Origin of the sequence: Kitasatospora sp. NPDC057965 (assembly GCF_042887135.1) — a bacterium.
Lineage (GTDB): Bacteria > Actinomycetota > Actinomycetes > Streptomycetales > Streptomycetaceae > Kitasatospora.
On the sequence record NZ_JBHVPZ010000007.1, the window covers coordinates 313,668 to 333,134 of the forward strand.

General features: G+C 73.8%; 15 protein-coding genes and 1 tRNA gene. 10 read left to right on the forward strand and 6 right to left on the reverse strand.

Annotated elements, in window-relative coordinates:
• Positions 1-10: 10 nt before the first annotated feature.
• The 9 genes from ACFVVU_RS12045 (at position 11) to ACFVVU_RS12085 (ending at position 12,170) form a co-directional block, all read left to right on the forward strand.
• Positions 11-1,021 (forward strand): glutamate ABC transporter substrate-binding protein, encoded by a 1,011-nt coding sequence (locus ACFVVU_RS12045; protein ID WP_387789535.1) that lies wholly within the window; start codon positions 11-13, stop codon positions 1,019-1,021.
• A gap of 106 nt (positions 1,022-1,127) precedes the next feature.
• Complete coding sequence (locus tag ACFVVU_RS12050) at positions 1,128-2,543, forward strand: hypothetical protein (protein WP_387789537.1); 1,416 nt, start codon at positions 1,128-1,130, stop codon at positions 2,541-2,543.
• Entirely contained in the window at positions 2,543-5,242 is a 2,700-nt protein-coding gene (locus tag ACFVVU_RS12055; protein ID WP_387789539.1) for a tetratricopeptide repeat protein, read from the forward strand. The genes ACFVVU_RS12050 and ACFVVU_RS12055 overlap by 1 nt, the downstream gene beginning before the upstream one ends.
• A 3-nt stretch (positions 5,243-5,245) precedes the next feature.
• Positions 5,246-6,616, forward strand: a complete 1,371-nt coding sequence (locus ACFVVU_RS12060) for a PP2C family protein-serine/threonine phosphatase (RefSeq protein WP_387789540.1) — start codon at positions 5,246-5,248, stop codon at positions 6,614-6,616.
• Positions 6,617-6,746: 130 nt separating this feature from the next.
• A complete protein-coding gene (locus tag ACFVVU_RS12065; RefSeq protein ID WP_380687511.1) occupies positions 6,747-8,099 on the forward strand; it encodes a VWA domain-containing protein in 1,353 nt (450 codons plus the stop codon).
• 139 nt (positions 8,100-8,238) lie between these two features.
• Positions 8,239-9,495: an FHA domain-containing protein gene (locus ACFVVU_RS12070; RefSeq protein ID WP_387789542.1), complete on the forward strand. Its 1,257-nt coding sequence runs from the start codon at positions 8,239-8,241 to the stop codon at positions 9,493-9,495.
• 92 nt (positions 9,496-9,587) lie between these two features.
• Complete coding sequence (locus tag ACFVVU_RS12075; protein WP_380687507.1) at positions 9,588-10,505, forward strand: ABC transporter ATP-binding protein; 918 nt, start codon at positions 9,588-9,590, stop codon at positions 10,503-10,505.
• A complete protein-coding gene (locus ACFVVU_RS12080) occupies positions 10,502-11,665 on the forward strand; it encodes an ABC transporter permease (RefSeq protein WP_387789544.1) in 1,164 nt (387 codons plus the stop codon). Before ACFVVU_RS12075 ends, ACFVVU_RS12080 begins: the two co-directional genes overlap by 4 nt.
• A gap of 100 nt (positions 11,666-11,765) precedes the next feature.
• Positions 11,766-12,170 carry a globin gene (locus ACFVVU_RS12085; protein WP_380687503.1) on the forward strand — a complete coding sequence of 135 codons (405 nt, stop codon included), beginning with the start codon at positions 11,766-11,768 and terminating at the stop codon, positions 12,168-12,170.
• Positions 12,171-12,209: 39 nt separating this feature from the next.
• Here ACFVVU_RS12085 and ACFVVU_RS12090 read toward each other — a convergent pair whose 3' ends face one another.
• From ACFVVU_RS12090 to ACFVVU_RS12110, 5 genes are all read right to left on the reverse strand, one after another.
• On the reverse strand, positions 12,210-12,899 hold the full coding sequence (locus ACFVVU_RS12090; RefSeq protein WP_387789546.1) for a hypothetical protein: 690 nt from the start codon (positions 12,897-12,899) through the stop codon (positions 12,210-12,212).
• A 55-nt stretch (positions 12,900-12,954) separates the two neighbouring features.
• Positions 12,955-13,395 carry a thioesterase family protein gene (locus ACFVVU_RS12095; RefSeq protein ID WP_355368561.1) on the reverse strand — a complete coding sequence of 147 codons (441 nt, stop codon included), beginning with the start codon at positions 13,393-13,395 and terminating at the stop codon, positions 12,955-12,957.
• A gap of 113 nt (positions 13,396-13,508) precedes the next feature.
• The gene (ettA, locus tag ACFVVU_RS12100; RefSeq protein ID WP_355368563.1) at positions 13,509-15,173 is read right to left on the reverse strand and encodes an energy-dependent translational throttle protein EttA; all 1,665 of its coding nucleotides are present in this window, start codon (positions 15,171-15,173) and stop codon (positions 13,509-13,511) included.
• A 228-nt stretch (positions 15,174-15,401) separates the two neighbouring features.
• Complete coding sequence (locus tag ACFVVU_RS12105) at positions 15,402-16,892, reverse strand: Cys-Gln thioester bond-forming surface protein (protein WP_387789549.1); 1,491 nt, start codon at positions 16,890-16,892, stop codon at positions 15,402-15,404.
• Between the two features lie 362 nt (positions 16,893-17,254).
• Positions 17,255-17,851, reverse strand: a complete 597-nt coding sequence (locus ACFVVU_RS12110; RefSeq protein ID WP_387789551.1) for a single-stranded DNA-binding protein — start codon at positions 17,849-17,851, stop codon at positions 17,255-17,257.
• A 646-nt stretch (positions 17,852-18,497) separates the two neighbouring features.
• Between ACFVVU_RS12110 and ACFVVU_RS12115 the strand changes: the two genes are divergently transcribed.
• Positions 18,498-18,573 (forward strand) — tRNA-Arg (locus ACFVVU_RS12115).
• 165 nt (positions 18,574-18,738) lie between these two features.
• Here ACFVVU_RS12115 and ACFVVU_RS12120 read toward each other — a convergent pair.
• A complete protein-coding gene (locus tag ACFVVU_RS12120) occupies positions 18,739-19,389 on the reverse strand; it encodes a TetR/AcrR family transcriptional regulator (protein ID WP_387789552.1) in 651 nt (216 codons plus the stop codon).
• Positions 19,390-19,467: the final 78 nt, after the last annotated feature.

Consider the following 19,467-nt stretch of genomic DNA (forward strand, 5'->3'; position numbering starts at 1 on the left):
GACGGACGGGATGGACACGGTCACGGACCGGGAACAGGAACGGGGGCGGGGCCGCGCCACGGCGCTGCGGGCCGCCCGGACGGCGGCGGCGCTGGCCCTGCTGGCCTCCGGCGCGCTGGCGCTCGGCGCGGGCGGGCCGCACGGCGACGGTACGGCCGACGGGCCGGCGCGAGCACCGCTGGCGGGACAACAGGCGCAGCAGGACCAGCAGGACCGGTCCGGCCAGGCCGCGGAGCCCTGCGACCTCTACAGGAGCGTCCCGCCGAGCACCGAGGACGGCGCGGCGGTGAAGGCCATCAAGGCCCGCCGCAGCCTGGTCGTCGGCATCGACCTGAACAGCTACCGGTGGGGCTCGCGCAACCCCAACACCGGCCAGCTGGAGGGCTTCGACGTCGACCTCGCGCGGGCGATCGGCACCGCGATCATGGGCGACCCGGACAAGGTGGTGTTCAAGGCGGTACCGACCGCCGACCGGATCAAGTACATCAAGGAGGGCCGGGTCGACATCATCGTCCGCACCATGTCGATCACCTGCGACCGGCTCCAGGAGATCGCCTTCTCCCGGCCGTACTTCACCACCAGCCAACGGGTCCTGGTGCCCAGGACCTCACCGGCCAAGAGCCTCGACGAGGCGCTGAACGGCACCACCGCGTGCGCGGCGAACGGCTCCTCCGCCCTGGAGGAGCTGAAGACCCGGCCGCTCAAGCAGCTCGTCCCGGTGGAGAACAACCTGGACTGCCTGGTGCTGATGCAGCTCGGCAAGGTCGACGCGACGATGACCGACGACGGCCTGGCGGCCGGTCAGGCGGCGCAGGACCAGACCGTCAAGGTGCTGGACGGCGACGTGCGGCCGGGCGTGATGGGCGTCGGGATGCTGAAGGAGAGCACCGATCTGACGGCCCGGGTGAACCAGGTGATCAACGACTACTACGCCAGGGGCGCCTGGCGCGGCGCGTACGACAGCTGGCTCAAGCCGTACCTGCGGGACGACGCCGACCGGCACTGGCCGATACCGCGGTGACGGCCGGACGGGCGGGGGCACGCGTTAGGGTCTGTCCGACGGCCGCCCGGGGTCGGGAGCGGTCCCCGGTCGCGGGAACGACGCAGGTGGAGGAGGGGAGGGAACGATGGCGGCTTCGGTCGGCCCGGCGCTGAGCCGGGAGGAGGTGGACCGCGCGCTGGCGCGCCTCGGCGCGGAACGCGACGCGGTCGAGTCGGCGCTGCTCTCCCTCCAGGACCACCCGGGCCTGCGCCTGCTCGACGGCGCCGGCCTGACCGGGCGGACCCAGGAGCGCTGGGCCGTCGCCGGACAGGGCCTGCCGATGCTCTGGGCGCTGTTCGACCGCTACTCCGAGGCACTCGCCTCCGCCCGCGCGGTGCGGGCCCGCAAGGCCCGGCCGGGCGCGCCCGAACTCGCCGAGCTGAGCGAGCTGCTGACCGGCGACGCGGTCACCGTGCCCGGCGGCGCGCCGGACGGCCCGCAGCGCCTCGGCGCGCCCGCCCGGCTGGTCGAGCGGGTCAGCCTGGACGGGCTGATGGACCGGATGAACGCCTGGTACGCCACCGTCCTGGAGGTGGTCTCGGCGGCCGACGCGGTCTGGACGGCGCTGCCCGCCCGGATCGACCTGCTGATCGCCGAGCTGCGCCGGGTGCAGACGCTGGCCGCCTCGCTCGGCGTGCGCGTCGGCACCCATCCGCTCGGCGACGACCTGGACACGCTGGACGGCGAGCTCGGCGGGCTGCGGACCGAGGTGCGTTGCGACCCGCTGGCGCTCTGGCGGCCCGCCCGCGTCCCCGCGCAGCGCGGCACGGTGCCGGACGGCGGCGCGCTGGCCACGCCGTCCGGGGTGGTGGACACCGAGCGCTTCGACCTGGCCGGGCGGGCGCTGGACGACGTCCGGCTGGAGCTGGAGAACCTGCTGCGGCTGCGCGACGACGCCGAGGAGCGCCTGCAGGGCGTCGGGGACCTGCTGCAGCGGGCCGACGCCACGCTGGCCGAGGCCCGCCGGGCGCGCGGCGAGGTGCTGGCCAAGATCGCCGCCACCGAGGTGCCGGCCGTACCGGGACCGGCCTCGGCGCTGCGCGAACGGATCGTGGTGGCCCTGGAGTTGCGGCAGAGCGGGCAGTGGTACCGGCTGGCGCCGCTGCTGGACGCGCTGGAGGACGCGGCGGCCAAGGAGCTGGCCCGGGCCCGGCAGTCGCTGACCGAGGTGACCCAGCCGCTGGCCATCCGGGCCGAGCTGCGCGGGCGGTTGGACGCGTACAAGGCGATGGCGGCCCGGCTGCGGGTGGCCGAGGACCCGGAGGTGCTGGAGCGCTACGAGAAGGCGCGCTGGCTGCTGTGGAGCGCGCCGTGCGACCTGCGGGCGGCGGCGGGCGCGGTGGCCCGGTTCCAGCAGGCGCTGCGCCCGGCGGCGGGCGGGCCGGACGCCGGCGAGGGCGGAACCGCGCAGGACGGAAGCGGGCAGGACGGGGCGTCGGCGGGCGGGGAGCCGGTCGACGGACAGGTTGTCGACGGGCGGGGACAGGGGGGCCGAGGGTGATGGGCGAGACGTGCGTGCGGCCGCAGTGCGGCGGCACCGGGACGATCGACGCGGACGGCTACTGCGACGAGTGCGGGCTCGCCCCGGAGGGCACCTCCTCGGTGCGGACCGCCACCGGACCCACCACCGGATCGGCCACCGGACCCGCCACCGGATCGGCCACCGCCACGGCGGCCCCGACGGGCGCGGGCGACCCCTGCCCGCGCGACTGCGCCGGGACGATCGACGCCGACGGCTACTGCGACGAGTGCGGCCTCACCCCGCCCGAGGTCCCGGCCGCACGCTCCGCGACGAGCGGCTCCGCGACGGGCCGCTCCACCTCGCACACCTCCACCGTGGAGATCGCGTTCGACCCGGACACCGGATCGCCCCGCAGCGGCTCGGCCCGTTCGCTCTCCGGCCGCTCCCGCTCGCACCGCTCGACCCGCACCGGCAGCGGCCGCTCGGTCTCGGTGCGCAGCAGCCGCGGCGGCGCCACCGCCAACCGGCACCGCCTCGGCGCGGGCCTGGTGACCGTGCCCACCGTCCCGGCCGCCGACCCGGCGCAGGCGGTGCTGGAGAACCCCGAGGTGCCGGAGCGCAAGCGGTACTGCTCCAAGTGCGACGCCCCGGTGGGCCGGGAGCGGGGCGGCACGCCCGGCCGCCCGGAGGGCTTCTGCACCAAGTGCGGCACCCCGTACTCGTTCACCCCCAAGCTGCGCCGCGGCGACCTGGTCGGCGGACAGTACGAGGTGGTCGGCTGCCTGGCGCACGGCGGCCTCGGCTGGATCTACCTGGCGGTGGACCGCCGGGTCAACGACAAGTGGGTGGTGCTCAAGGGCCTGCTGGACACCGGGGACGAGGACGCGCTGGCGGTGGCCGTCGCCGAGCGCCGCTTCCTGGCCGAGGTGGACCACCCGGGCATCGTGCGCATCATCAACTTCGCCGAGCACCCGGACCTGCGGACCGGCGCCACCGACGGCTACATCGTGATGGAGTACGTCGGCGGCAAGTCGCTCAAGGACATCGCCAACGAGCGCCGCGCCCCGGACGGCCGACGCGACCCGCTGCCGGTCGAGCAGGCCATCGCCTACGCGCTGGAGGCGCTGCCGGCGCTGGGCTACCTGCACCAGCGCGGGCTGGTCTACTGCGACTTCAAGATCGACAACGTGATCCAGAGCGGTGACACCCTCAAGATCATCGACATGGGCGCCGTCCGCCGGTTCGACGACGACGGCCCGATCTACGGCACCATCGGCTACCAGGCGCCGGAGATCGCCGCCGACGGCCCCTCCCCCGCCTCCGACCTCTACACGGTGGCCCGCACCCTCGCCGTCCTCAGCTTCGACTTCCAGGGCTACTCCACCACCTACCGGGACACGCTGCCCGGCCCGGAGTCCGTCCCGGCCTTCGCCGCCTACGAGTCGTACTACCGGCTGCTGGTGCGCGCCACCGACCCCGACCCGGCCCGCCGGTTCGCCTCCGCCGAGGAGATGGCCGACCAGCTCACGGGTGTGCTGCGCGAGGTGCTGGCGCTCCAGGACGGCCGGGCCCGGCCCGCGCTCTCCACCCTGTTCGGACCGGAACTGCGCGTCGTCGACACCGAGTTGGTGGCCCCCACGGTGCAGGTGGGCGCACTGCGGCTGACCGCCGTCGACCCGGCCGGCGCCGCACTCGCGCTGCCCGTCCCCCGGGTCGACCCGGACGACCCCAACGCCGGCTTCCTCGCCACCCTGCTGGCCACCGACCCGCGGGAGGCGCTCGCCGCGCTGGACGGCGCGCCCACCGACTCGCTCGAACGCCGGCTGCGGGCGCTGCGCGCGCTGCTCGAACTCGGCCGCGGCCGGCAGGCCGCCGAGGCGCTCGCCGCGCTGGAGCAGGACCACCCGGACGACTGGCGGGTGGTCTGGTACCGGGGCCTGGCCTCGCTGGTCGCCGCCGCCGACCCCGACACCGCCGGTCCCGACACCGCCGGTCCCGACACCGCCGGTCCTGACACCGCCGACCCCGACACCGCCGGTCCCGCCGCCACCGGTCCCGACACCGCGGCGGCGAACCCCCGCGAACAGGCGCTGCGCGCCGCCACCGAGGCCTTCGACGCCGTCTACGACGCCTTCCCCGGCGAGGCCGCCCCCAAGCTGGCCCTGGCCGTCTGCGCCGAACTCCTCGGCAACGGCGGCGACGCGGCCGAGTTCTACCGTCTGGTGTGGAGCACCGACCAGAGCTACCTGAGCGCCGCCTTCGGGCTGGCCCGGGTCCGGCTCGCCGGCGACGACCGGGCCGGCGCGGTCGCCGTCCTGGAGTCCGTCCCGGCCACCTCCAGCCAGTACACCGCCGCCCGGATCGCCGCCGTCCGGGCCCGGCTGCGCGAGCGGCCCGCAACCGACCCGCTCGGCGCCGACCTCGGCGCGAGCTCCGAGCAGCTGACCGCGCTGCGCCTGGACGACCGCCGCCGCGAGGAACTCGCCGTCGAGGTGCTCGGCGCGGCGCTCGGCTGGGTGACCGCCGGGTCGCCCGGCGGACCCGGCGCTTCCGGCGGATCCGGCCCCGGCCGGACGACCGGCGAGGTCAGCGTGCTGGGACGGCCCGCGGTGGAACGGGAACTGCGGTTCGCCCTGGAGCAGTCCTACCGGGTACTCGCCCGGTTGGCCGACCGGGCCGATACCAGGATCGAGATGGTGGAACGGGCCAACCGGGCCCGTCCCAGGACGTGGGTGTAAGAGATGCCGCAGCAGACCGTGTGCCAGAGCTGTGCCGAGCCGATGGACCCGGAGGACGTCTTCTGCGGCTCCTGCGGCACGAGCCGGGACGGCCGCCCGGCCCCCGGCGCGATGCCGCCCGGCTGGTCCGCCGCCCGGGCGGCCGCCGGCGACGAGGACCATCCGCCGACCCTGCCCAACACGCCCGCCGTGCCCGCCCAGGGCGGTCAGGGCGGTCAGAGCGCCCACGGCGGCCACGGCACGCCGGGCGCGGCCGGGTGCGCCCACTGCGGACTCCACCAGGTGACCGCCGACGGCTACTGCGAGGCCTGCGGCCGCGCCCAGCCGCGCCCCCGCGACCACATGGAGAAGGCGCTGGCCGGCGTCGCCGGGGTCAGCGACCGCGGCCTGCGGCACCACCGCAACGAGGACTCCTTCACCGTCGCCGCCACCTCGCTGCCCGGCGGCGAGCCGGTCGTGGTGGCCGTGGTCTGCGACGGCGTCTCCTCCTCCGACCGGCCCGACCAGGCCTCCGAGACCGCGGTCGACGCCGCCTCCGAGTCGCTGCTCAGCTCGCTGGAGGCGGGCACCGACCCCACCACCGCGATGCGCCGGGCCATCGCCGACGCGGCCGACGCGGTGGCCGCGCTCGCCACCGACGGCACCCGGCCGAGCCGGCCCGACGTCAACGCGCCCGCCTGCACCTACGTCAGCGCCATCGCGGCCGGCGGCCGGATCACCGTCGGCTGGGTCGGCGACACCCGCGCCTACTGGATCCCCGACGACCGGCGCTCCGCCGAGCCGTTCCGGCTCACCCAGGACGACTCCTGGGCCGCCCGGATGGTCGAGGCGGGGCTGATGGGCGAGGCCGAGGCGTACGCGGACCCGCGCGCCCACGCCATCACCGGCTGGCTCGGCGCGGACGCCGAGGAGGTGGTGCCGCACACCCTCGGCTTCACCCCGCACGTCCCCGGGGTGCTGCTGGTCTGCACCGACGGGCTGTGGAACTACGCCGAGGCCGCCACCGACCTGGCGCAGTACGTCCGGCCGGACGCCCGCACCGAACCGCTGGCCGCCGCACAGGCCCTGGTGCAGTTCGCCGTCGCGGCCGGCGGGCACGACAACATCACCGTCGCGGTGCTGCCGATCGACCCGCCCCCGCCGGCCGAGGACCAGGAGGAGGACGCCCGGACCGCCACCGCGCTCGACCTGCCGGTGGTCACCGCGGGCGGGGACGAGGACGAGGAGGAGTACGAGCCGACCCTGCCGGACATCCCGGTGATCGGCTCCGCCGCCGCCCCGCTGCCGCCGGTGCCCCCGCTGCCCGCCGTCCCGCCGCCGCCCGTCGTGCCGCCGACCGTCCCGCCCCGCCCCACCGTGCCGCCGGCCCGCTGACCCGGCCGTCCTGCCAGGGCCCGCGCCCTCCCGGGCGCGGGCCCCACCACGCTCGCCCCAGCACGGCCACCCGACCTCCGAGCACCGCAGCCCCCGCACCAACCGACCACCCGACGGGAGCCACCGGCCCATGGCAACACTGGCGAAGCCGAACCTGCCCAGGTTCGACGTGGAGATCTTCCAGAACGAGTACCTCGCGGACGGCGCCCGCGAGGTGAACGCCATCGTCACCGTGACCGCGACCGGCGGCGGCACCTCCGGCGGGCGGCCGCTCGGCGTCGCCGACGCCGCGCAGGGCGGCGGGCAGTCCGCCGCGGTGGTGATCCTGGTGGACTGCTCCGGTTCGATGGACTACCCGTCGAGCAAGCTGCGCGGCGCCCGCGAGGCCACCGCCGCCGCCATCGACACCGTCCGCGACGGCGTCGCCTTCGCCGTGGTCGCCGGCACCCACGAGGCCCGCGAGGTCTTCCCCGGCGACGGCACCCTCGCCGTCGCCTCGGCGCGGACCCGCGACCTGGCCAAGGACTCGCTGCGCCGGCTCACCGCGGCCGGCGGCACCGCCATGGGCACCTGGCTCACCAAGGCCGACCAGCTCTTCCTCACCCGCCCCGACATACCGATCCGGCACGCCATCCTGCTGACCGACGGCAACAACGAGCACGAGAGCGCCGCCGAGCTGGAGCGCGTGATCGACCGGGTCGGCGGCCGCTTCACCGCCGACTGCCGGGGCGTGGGCACCGACTGGAAGGTGGAGGAGCTGCGCAGGATCTCCTCCGCGCTGCTCGGCACCGTCGACATCGTCCCCGAGCCGTCCGGCCTGGCCGAGGACTTCCGCTCGATGATGGCCGGCGCGATGGGCAAGCAGGTCGCCGACGTCGCGCTGCGGATCTGGACGCCCGCCAACGCGGTGGTCAGGTTCGTCAAGCAGGTCGCCCCCGCGCTGGAGGACCTCACCGACCGCCGCTCCGAGGCCGGGCCGCGGGCCGGTGACTACCCGACCGGCTCCTGGGGCGACGAGAGCCGCGACTACCACGTCTGTGTGGAGGTCCCGGCGGCGGCCGTCGGCAACGAGATGCTGGCCGCCCGGGTGAGCCTGGTCCTGCCGCCGTCGGTCGTCGGGGGGACGCCCGAGGTGCTGTCGCAGGGCCTGGTCAAGGCGGTCTGGACGGACGACCTCGCCTCGTCCACCCGGATCAGCCCGCAGGTCGCCCACTACACCGGTCAGGCGGAGCTCGCCGCGGCCGTCCAGGAGGGCATGGAGGCGCACCGCGCGGGGGACGTCCACCGGGCCACCGCCAAGCTCGGGGCCGCCGTGCGGATCGCGCACGCGACGGGGAACGAGGGCACCTACCGGCTGCTGCAGAAGGTGGTGGACGTGGTGGACCCGAAGGAGGGTACCGTTCGGTTCCGTAAGAACGTGAGCGAGGCCGACTCGATGATCGTCGAGACCCGGTCGACCAAGACCGTCCGTGTGAAGAAGTGACCGCCGAAGCGTCGACCGGGCCGCGAACCGGCCGGGGCCGGCCCCGGCCGGGCTGGAATTGAGGGGGGACCTGATGCCGATCTGCCCGAGGGGCCATGAGTCGCAGGCCGAGGACTGGTGCGACTTCTGCGGTTTTCCGATGACACCACCGCAGCCACTGCCGCCGCAGCCCGGCACGCACCCCGGTGCGCCCGGGAACCCGGGGGCGCACGGTGCTCCCGGCACGCCCTACGGGGCCACGCTCCCGCCGGGCGCGCTGCCGCAGCCCGGCGCCGTCCCGCCGCCCCCGGGGGCCGTGCCCCCGCCCCCGCCGGCCGGCCCGCCGTCGGCCCCGCAGGGCTTCCCCGACCTCACCGAGGGCCTGGCCGTCTGCCCGATCTGCCGCAGCCCGCAGACCGGACGGTTCTGCGAGGAGTGCGGCTACGACTACGACCTCTCGGCGCCGCAGCGCGCCCCGCAGCCGTTCCCGGCCGCCCCCGCGCCGCCGCCCGCGCCCGCCCCGCTGAACATCCCGGCGGCGTACGGCGGTGCCCCGCAGGCCCCGGCCGCCCCGCACCCGGACCAGCACCCCGGCCACCACCAGGGCCAGCACCCCGGCCAGCACCCGGGTCAGGGCCTGCACCCGGGTCAGGGCCTGCACCCGGGTCAGGGCCTGCACCCGAACCCCTACCCCGGCCCGTTCGCCGGGCAGCAGCACGGCGGCCACCCGGACGAGGCCCCGGCGCTGCCGCCGCAGCCCGCCGTGCCCTCCGGCTACGGCTACCCGCCGCCGGTCCCCGCGCAGCAGGCCCCGGCCCCGGTCGAGCCGCCCGTCCCCACCCAGCCGAACCCGCGGCCCGACGGGCCGTACGGGGCGCCGCCGCCGCGCGAGGACTCCGGCCCGGTCTACGCCCAGCCCGGACCGGCCCGGCGCGGGGACGAGTTCGGCACCTCGTTCCACCTGGCCCCGCCCGCACCGCCGCAGGGCCCGCCCGCCGAGCCGGTGCGGACCACCTGGTTCGCGGTGATCGCGGCCGACCGCGAGTACTTCACCGACATGATGGCCCGCAGCGGTCCGGAGGCGGCCGGGCTGTTCTTCCCGCCGTACTGCCCCGAGCGGCGGATCCCGCTGACCGGGCGCGGCCAGCTGCGGATCGGACGGCGCAGCCAGCACCGCGGAACCGTGCCGGAGATCGACCTCTCGGTCGCGCCGGAGGACCCGGGCGCCTCGCACCAGCACGCCCTGCTGGCGGAGCAGCCGGACGGCGGCTGGGTGCTGGTGGACCAGGACTCCACCAACGGCACCACGGTGAACGGCGGCGCGGAGCCGATCGCCCCGCACACCGCGATCCCGCTGAACGACGGCGACCGGATCCACATCGGCGCCTGGACCACGATCACCGTGCACCGCGCCTGACCCACCGGCACTCGACAACGTTGTAAAACTGATCATCAAATGATGCTTGGACAACTCCCCGCGACGGCCTGCCACCCCTACCCTCAGTCGTTATGACTGCTGCAATATCCGCCGACGGAATCCGTCAGCGGTACGGGGACGTGCAGGCCGTCGACGGGGTGTCACTCACCGTCGACGCCGGCGAATTCTACGGAATCCTCGGGCCGAACGGCGCCGGGAAGACCACCACGCTGGAGATCCTGGAGGGGATCCGCAAACCCGACGAGGGCCGGATCGAGCTGCTGGGGCTGGCGCCCTGGCCGCGCAACCCCCAACTGCTGCCGCGCATCGGCGTCCAGTTCCAGGCCTCCGCCTTCTTCAACAAGCTCACGGCGCGGGAGACCATCCGCACCTTCGGCTCCTTCTACGGCGTCGGCCCCAAGCGTGCCGACGCCATGCTGGAACGGGTCGGCCTGACCGAGTCGGCGGGGGTGATGACCGACAAGATGTCCGGCGGCCAGGCCCAGCGCCTCTCGATCGCCTGCGCCCTGGTCCATGGCCCCGAGCTGGTGTTCCTCGACGAGCCCACCACCGGCCTCGACCCGCAGGCCCGCCGCAACCTCTGGGACCTGCTGCGCGACATCAACGCCGAGGGCCGCACCGTCGTGCTCACCACCCACTACCTGGACGAGGCCGAGGTGCTCTGCGACCGCGTCTCGGTGATGGACCACGGCCGGATCCTGCGGACCGGGGCGCCCGCCGCGCTGGTCCGGGAGATCGACGACACCGTCCGGATCAGCGTGGAGTCCGGCCAGCTGGCCCTCGACACCGCGCGCGAGCTGCTCACCGCCGCCGGGGCGGAGATCACCTCGCTGGAGGACGACGGCACCTCGCTCTCGCTGTCCACCCGCCTGCCGGCGCCGGTGCTCTCCGTGCTGGCCGAGCAGGGCGCGCTGCGCGGCCTGGAGGTCCGCGGCGCCACCCTGGAGGACGTCTTCCTCCAGCTCACCGGACGGGAGTACCGCGCATGAGCGCCGAGCCCACCACGGCCCGCCCCGCGGCCGGCCCCACGACCGCCTCCTCCGCACCGGGCGGCACGCCCCCGGCGGCCGGCGAGCGCGAGCGGGTCTCCGCCTTCGTCAGCCTCTCCCGGGTGATGCTGGTCTCCTTCCTCCGCGACCGCAGCGCGCTGTTCTTCGTGCTGCTCTTCCCGCTGATGTTCCTGCTGCTGTTCGGCACCCTGCTCAAGGGCGCCACCACCCAGCACGCCAAGGTCGAGCAGGTCGGCGCGGTGCGGCTGCTGGACTCGGTCCAGGGCGAGGCCCGGACCGGCCTGGAGCAGGTGCTGACCATCACCCGGAGCGACGACGAGGCCGCCTCGCTGGAGAAGGTCCGCAAGGGCGATCTGGACGCCGTGATCAAGGAGGGCCCGGACGGCAGGGTCGAGGTCCGCTACAGCGCCGCCGACCAGGTCCGCGCCGGCACCGTCCGGGGCATCGTCAACTCCGTGGTCCAGCAGGCCAACCAGGCCGCCACCGGCAAGCCTCCGGCGTTCACCCTGGAGAGCAGCCAGGTGGAGGACGGCTCGCTCAAGCCGATCCAGTTCCTCACCCCCGGTCTGCTCGGCTGGGCGGTGGCCACCGGCGCGGTGTTCAGCGCCGCGCTGACCCTGGTCGGCTGGCGGCAGAAGAAGGTGCTGCGGCGGCTGCGGCTCGCCCCGGTGAGCGCCGGGTCGATCGTCGCCTCCCGGGTCGCCGTCTCGGTGCTGACCGCGCTCGCCCAGACAACGATCTTCCTGGTCCTCGCCACCCTGCCGTTCTTCGGGCTGAAGCTCACCGGCAACTGGTGGCTGGTGATCCCGCTGGTGATCTGCGCGACCATCGCCTTCATGTCGATCGGTCTGCTGGTCGGCTCGATCGCCAAGACCGAGGAGGCGGCCAACGGCTTCGCACAGATCATCGTGCTGCCGATGTCGTTCCTGTCCGGCTCGTTCTTCCCGACCGACGACATGCCGGGCTGGCTCAAGGCGATCTCCGAGGCGCTGCCGCTGAAGCACCTGGTCACCTCGGCGCAGTCGGTGCTCTCCCGGGGCGGCGGCGTGATGGACGCGCTGCCGACCATGGGCGGGCTGCTGCTCTTCGCCGCCGTGCTGACCGGCATCTCCTGGAAGCTGTTCCGCTGGGAGGACTGAGCACGCGGCGCCGCGCTCGGTCGTGGCGGGGTCGTACGCCTGCGGTCCTGGTCCCCAGGTCCCGGTGTACGGCCCCGCCGCCGTCTGCGACCATGGTCGGGTGAACGAGATCCGGCGTGGCACGCTCAGCGAGGAGACCTTCTTCGAGCAGGTCGGCGGCGAACCGACCTTCCGGCGGCTGGTCCACCGGTTCTACCAGGGCGTCGCCGAGGACGAGTTGCTCCGGCCGATGTACCCGGAGGAGGACCTCGGGCCGGCCGAGGAGCGGTTCGCGCTCTTCCTGATGCAGTACTGGGGCGGCCCGCGCACCTACAGCGAGCAGCGCGGCCACCCGCGGCTGCGGATGCGGCACGTGCCGTTCAAGGTGGACCGGGCCGCGCACGACGCCTGGCTGAAGCACATGCGGACGGCCCTGGACGAGCTGGGCCTGCCCGAGGACGCCGAGCGCCAGCTCTGGGACTACCTCACCTACGCCGCCGCCTCGATGATCAACACCGAGGGCTGACCGGGGCGCTGTGCCCCGGCGCGCATCGGGGACGGGCCCCTACCCGAGCGGGCTGAGGCCGAGCCCCGCGCCGGGCGCGGCCGCCGTGCGGACCGCCACCGACCCCGCCGGGGCGGACAGCCGCAGCCAGCCGCCGGCCCGGTGCACGGTCAGCGGGGCCTGCGGGGCCAGGAAGCCGATCACCTGGGCCGCGTGGGCGGCACGCAGCGGCAGTTCGGGCAGGACGGTCAGCGGGCGGGACCAGATCTCGTCGGCCAGCGCGTCGAGCACCGCGCGGGTCCGGTGGTGCGCCGGGACGGCCTCGCTGCGCTCGCGGAACTCCCGCACGGCGGCGGCCACTTCGAGGCGCACCTGGGCGGCGGGCGGGGTGCCGGCCGGCCGCCAGCCGGTGCGCGGCGGCAGCAGCCCGGCCCAGGCCGGGCCGGTGACCGGGGCGGGCAGCGCGAGGCCGTCCGTCGTGGTGTCCACGCCGTCCAGCAGTTGCCCGGCCGAGACCGTCAGGTCGAGCGGCCCGTCGAGCCGGGCCAGCCGCGCGGTGCGCACCACCAGCGCGCCCGAACCGCCCAGCGGCAGCCGCCCGAAGACGGCCAGGACGCCGCCGTCCGGTCGCGGCACCCCCTGCAGTCGGACCGACGCCGTCTTGTCGAAGCGCAGCAGACGGACCAGGAAGGCGGCCAGGTCGGCGGCCTCCCCGGTGTCGGCGAGGGCGAGGGCGGCGGTGCTGTTCAACGCTTCGGCTCACATCCGGGCATCGGGCGTACGGGTTCGGGCGGGGCGGGCACGGTCAGACCGCGACGGCCGGCTCCTCGTCCATGAAGCGTGCCAGGAACTCCCGCTCCACCGCGCTGATCCGGCGCGGCCGGCCCTCGGCGAGGTCGTAGGGCACCACCACGGTGGACGCCCGGACGTAGACGGTCTCGGTGCCGTCCTCGGCGGTGTCCTTGATCTCGTAGGAGACGGTCAGCGAGGCCCCGCCTATCCTGGTCACCCAGGTCTCGATGGTGACCGGCTGCGGCCGGTGCACCAGCGGACGCTTGTAGTCGATCTCGTGGCGGGCCACCACCGAGCCGCCCGCGAACTCGCCCGCGCCGGCCTCGGCGGCCTGGGTGAACATGAAGTCGATCCGGGCCTCCTCCAGGTAGCGCAGGAAGACCACGTTGTTGACGTGCCCGAAGGCGTCCATGTCGGACCAGCGCAGCGGGCAGGCGTAGATGTGGCGTGCCACGGAATCTCCTCGACGTCCGGTGGGCCGCCGGCGGTGGTGCCGGTCGGGCCGCGGCCCGGCAGGCCGGCCCCCACGGGGCGGGCGGCCTGCCGGGCCGTCGTCACGACTGGGTGTCAGCCGCGGGTCAGCTTCTTGTAGGTGGCCCGGTGCGGACGGGCGGCGTCCGCGCCCAGCCGCTCGATCTTGTTCTTCTCGTAGGACTCGAAGTTGCCCTCGAACCAGAACCACTTGCTCTCGCCCTCGTAGGCGAGGATGTGGGTGGCGACCCGGTCCAGGAACCAGCGGTCGTGCGAGATGACCACGGCGCAGCCGGGGAACTCCAGCAGCGCGTTCTCCAGCGAGGAGAGGGTCTCGACGTCGAGGTCGTTGGTGGGCTCGTCGAGGAGCAGCAGGTTGCCGCCCTGCTTGAGGGTGAGCGCCAGGTTGAGGCGGTTGCGCTCACCGCCGGAGAGCACGCCGGCCGGCTTCTGCTGGTCCGGGCCCTTGAAGCCGAACGCGGAGACGTAGGCGCGGGACGGCATCTCGACCTGGCCGACGTTGATCCAGTCCAGACCGTCGGAGACGACCTCCCAGAGGGTCTTCTTCGGGTCGATGTTGGAGCGGGTCTGGTCGACGTAGCTGATCTTGACGGTCTCGCCGACCTTGACCGTGCCGCTGTCCGGGGTCTCCAGGTCCTGGAGCATCTTGAACAGGGTGGTCTTGCCGGCGCCGTTCGGGCCGATGATGCCGACGATGCCGTTGCGCGGCAGGGTGAAGCTGAGGTCGTCGATCAGGACCTTCTCGCCGAAGGCCTTGTTGAGGTTCTCGACCTCGATGACGACGCTGCCCAGACGCGGGCCCGGCGGGATCTGGATCTCCTCGAAGTCCAGCTTCCGCATCTTGTCGGCCTCGGCGGCCATCTCCTCGTAGCGGGCCAGACGCGCCTTGGACTTGGCCTGGCGGCCCTTGGCGTTGGAGCGGACCCACTCCAGCTCTTCCTTGAGCCGCTTGGCGCGCTTGGCGTCCTTCTGGCCCTCGACCTTGAGACGGGACTGCTTGGTCTCCAGGTAGGTGGAGTAGTTGCCCTCGTACGGGTAGGCGCGGCCGCGGTCGAGCTCCAGGATCCACTCGGCGACGTTGTCCAGGAAGTACCGGTCGTGGGTGACGGCGACGACGGTGCCCTTGTACTTCTCCAGGTGCTGCTCCAGCCAGTTCACCGACTCGGCGTCCAGGTGGTTGGTGGGCTCGTCGAGCAGCAGCAGGTCGGGGGCCTCCAGCAGCAGCTTGCAGAGCGCCACGCGGCGCTTCTCGCCACCGGAGAGCTTGGTGACCGGCCAGTCGCCGGGCGGGCAGCCCAGGGCGTCCATGGCCTGCTCCAGCTGGGCGTCCAGGTCCCAGGCCTCGGCGTGGTCCAGCTCCTCCTGGAGCTTGCCCATCTCGTCGAGCAGCGCGTCCGAGTAGTCGGTCGCCATCTGCTCGGCGATCTCGTTGAAGCGGTCGAGCTTGCCCTTGATCTCCTTGACGCCGTCCTGGACGTTCTCCAGGACCGTCTTGGACTCGTCCAGCGGCGGCTCCTGGAGGAGCATGCCGACGGTGAAGCCGGGCGAGAGGAAGGCGTCGCCGTTGGAGGGCTGCTCCAGACCGGCCATCATCTTCAGCACGGTGGACTTACCGGCACCGTTGGGGCCCACGACGCCGATCTTCGCTCCGGGGAGGAAGCTGAGCGTCACGTCGTCAAGGATGACCTTGTCTCCGTGCGCCTTGCGCACCTTGCGCATCGTGTAGATGTATTCCGCCACGTGAGATCGCTCCGGCGTCGTCGGGAGTAATTCGGCTTGCAGCCTTCCATTGTGCCGCACCCGGCCCGGAGCCCCGAACCGCCGGGTACCCGTCCGCCGGTGCCCCGCAGGGGCGTCCCGCACGCGGCGCGGCCCGGCTCCCCGCACGCGTGGTGCGGGGAGCCGGGCCGGGTGTCACCGGATCACGCCCTGCCGGGCGGTGCTCCGGGCCGTGCTCCGGGTCTGGCCTCAGGCGGCGTTGCCACCGCGGCGGCGGCGCAGCAGGAAGACCGCGGCACCGCCGGCGACGACCAGACCGCCGGCGACGGCGGCGATGACCGGGGTGGCGTCGCTGCTACCGGTCTGGGCCAGGCCACCGGTGGCGGCGGGCGCCGTGGTGGCCGGCGGCAGCGGGTGGGCGGCCGTGGTGGTGGCGGAGGCCGACGGGGTGGCGCTCGGGGTGGCCGGCTTGGCGGTGGTGGTGGTCGGGGCCGGGCTGGTCGGCGCCGGGGTCGACGGCTTGGCGGTCGTCGGGGTGGCGGACGGGCTCGGCGTGGTCACGCTGGCGGTCTTGCAGTCCAGGATGCCCTTGAAGTTCTTGGTGAAGCCGTTCGGGCCGGTCACCGTGATGTCGTAGGCGGTGTCCTCGTCCACCTTGACGACCAGGGTCTCGATCTTGCCCGGCTGGACGGTGAGGTCCTTGCCCGGCTTCACCGAGACCGCGGCGGCCTCGTCGCCGCCGTTGGCCACGGAGACCTTGACGCCGTTGGCGACGCACTCGACGACCGCGGTGCTGTCGATCAGCGGGCCCTTGCCGGCCTGCCAGGTCGCCTTGGTGGCGTCCTTGACGCCGAGCTTGGTGGAGCCGGCCAGGATCATGGTCTGGCTGTGCTTGGCCGGGGTGTAGCCCTTGCTGAGGAAGACACGGCCGCTGGGCACGACGGTCTCGGCGGCGGCGCTGACGGTGGCGGTGCCGTCCGGGGTGCCCGCGGGCACGTCCAGGAACAGCTGGGTGTCCTTGGCGACCGGGCCGGTCAGACCGTTGACCTCCTTGCCGTCCTTGTCGACCAGCTTGACCTTGTCGGCGGAGTCGCCGCCGACGGCGAGCTTCACCTCGTTGGCGCTGGAGTTGATGGTGAACGGACCGAGCTTGTTGCCCGGCTTGCCGGACGCCGAGTCGGGGGTGAGGCTCAGCGAGGGCTTGGGCTCGGCGGCGATGCCCTTGTTCTTCTCGCTGACGAGGTAGTCGCGCAGCTGCTTGGCCTCGGCGTCGACCGGGGTGGCGGTCTTGCCGTCGGAGAACTTCCAGATCGCGGCCTGGGTTCCGGCGGCGGCGTCCTCCTTGGTCAGCTCGCCCTTGACGCCGGCGGCGTCGGCCAGCTTCTTGAGGTCGGTGACCTGCGGGTAGGAGTTCTCCAGGATCCAGCGGATCTTGGAGGCGTCCTCGGCCTTGTCCGGGCGGCCGAGCGAGCTCGACTTCCAGTCGGACTCCTGGTACTCGACGCCACTCTTGATGTCGACGGGGTGGTCGATGTCGATGCAGTACGTCTGGATCTCGCCGTCGGGCGTGGTGAGGGTGAAGAGGCCGCCCTGGATGGAGTGGCTGCCCTCGATGGCGATCTCCTCGCTCATCAGGGTCGGCTTGATCACCGCCGTGACGGCCCCGCCGGGGGCGTCCGCCGCAGCCGCCGCACCGGCCGCGAACAGGCCCCCGCCCAGCGCAACGCTGGTCGCGAGCATGACAGTAGTGATGCGGGGAAGCGTCCGCCCCTGCCTCTGCAACATCTTGGGATCCCTCCGGGCCGGGCCATGCCGATGGGCAGCCCGCCTTGCCTGCCGCGCCCCCTGTGGCGCTGCTTCATGATGTGAACCAGACGCATCCTATGAAGCGTCAGAGGCCCGGAAACCCCCATGCGAAATTAGGACGATACCGTATCCGAATCGTTATCAACCCTCTCGGTGTCTCCACAAGCTGACGGACAGCCAGAATTCCGGGATCATTCCGCTAACCGGGACGGGATTGCGCGTGCGGGTCGCAACACCCTTCTCGATTCGCATATTTGTCGACAGTGATACCGCCCCGTCGGACATCTCGCCGGCCGCTAGGCGTCGGCCCCGCCTTCCCCCTCCGCCACCGCGCCGGCGGCTGCCCCGGCCGGCCGCCGACCGCGCAGGGCGTCCACGATCCACCCGGGCACCGCCTCGCCGAACGCCGCCCCGGACGCCTCCTCCGGCCCCGCCGCCCCGCCGACCGACCCCCCGGCCGCCCGGCCCGGGGAGCCGCCCGGGGAGCCGCCCGGAGAACCGCCCGCGGATCCGGTCGCGGATCCGTTCCGCGCACCCGGCGCCCAGCTGAACCGCGCGGTGCCGCGACTCAGATCGTGTCCGACCGATCGCGCGTCGATCTCGACCCGGCTCCGCTTCGCCTCCCCTTCCGCCCACTCACGCACCCTCAGCCTCCCGCTCACCACCACCGGGTCCCCCTTCACCAGCGAATCGAGCAGGTGGCCCGCCAGCGCCCGCCAGGCCGTCACCGTCACCCACTGCGTCTCGCCGTCGACCCAGCCGTCCCGCGTCCGGTCGTAGCGCCGCTCGGTCGACGCGAGCCGGAAGTTGGCGACCGGCACCCCGCCGGGGGTCTGGGTGTACGTCACCTCGGTGGCGACATTCCCGATCACCGTCACCTGGGTCTCGTTCACAACACGCTCCGCTCTCTCGGATGCACCGTACGGAATCGACCGGTGCGCGTTGAGAGTGCGCTTCCCGGGAAATGCGCACCAGGGAGATCCGAAATCCTGTGGACAACTCGGGCCTGTGGAAAACCCATGTCGCCCGCAGGGGTGAATTTCAGCCTTTGTGCGACCATCACACCCATACCCTGCGGGGCCATGACAAGAATCTCCGGCCCGTCCCGCCGCCCCGGGACACCCCCAGGGGTGGCCCCGGGGACCGTCCGCGCACGTCATCCGACCGAACGAACCCGAATACGGCCCCCCACCCGCGTCGATGCCGGCCTCGGCCGCGGCGCTTTCTCCGTGCCGAATCCATAACGGGTGGGCAGACAGCCCCGTAACGAGTGCACAACGTCCGGCGCGGAACACCGCCAGACCGCTGCACTCACGGCCTTCACCTGCGATTATCGGACCGCTCCACCGAGGCCGACACACCAGCAACGGTGCCGCAACACCCGGCCGAGGAACGGGACACCCTTATCCTGTCCCCGACAGGGCAAGGACCCGCCAACTCCCACACCCCGCCCTCAAGGTACGGGGACGGACAGCGGGCGCCACGCGCCCACCGCCCGATCCCGGCAACGGTCGCGCCCGCCGGGGCGCCGCCCGTCCCGCCCCCATAGCTCAGCGGATAGAGCACCCGCCTTCTAAGCGGTAGGTCGCAGGTTCGAATCCTGCTGGGGGCACCACCCGACACCGCGCCGTCACGGCGCCGCGCACTGCGCGCACTTCGCGCACCGTGCGCATTTCCGCCCGGCACCGAGCGCGCATAACCCGTGACCATCCGTGTCATGCACTCTCCGAAAAGACCCGAGCGGGGAATTCCGGTACCGGAAACACCGGACCGGCACGCCCTACGCCGACGAACCGCCCGCGTCCCCGTCGGCGTCCCCGCCCGCCGTCAGCCGCGCCAGGTAGGCGTCCACCAACTCCGTCTGCCGCCGCGCCGGGAACTCCGCCGGGGCGAACAGCGCCTGCACCACCAGTCCCAGGACGAAGGCCTGCGCCGCCGCCGCGACCTCGGCCGCCGGCGGGCCGGCCGGGAGCTCGCCGAGCCGCCGGGCGACCTCCACGCACTCAGCCAGCAGGCCGCGGGCCCGCGCGTACCGCGCGGCGTGCGCCCCGGCCAGCTCCGGATCGGCCAGCGCGACGTCCCAGGAGCCCACCCAGATCCGGTTGCCCGCCCGGCCCGGCTCGTCCAGCGGCAGCACGTCCAGCAGCGCCGCCCGCAGCCGCGTCAGCCCCTCGGGCGGCGGCGCCGCCCCGTCGGCCGGGGCCAGCCGCCGCGGCCGGGCCAGCGAGTGCCGGTCCAGCACCTCCAGCGCATGCGCGACCAGCGCCTTCTTGCTGGGGAAGTAGTGCGTCAACAGCCCGGTGGTGGCCCCCATCTCGGCGGCCACCGCACGCAGCGTGAGCCCCTCGAAACCCCGGGTGGACAGCACCCGCCAGACGGCCTCGGAGACTTCGGTCCGGCGGGCTTCGTGATCTCCACGGGCGGGTGTCATGGGGTTATCTTACGTACCAAACGTTTGTTACGGACGTCCGCGCCACCGGCCGCACCGCCGCCCGCACCACCACCGCCG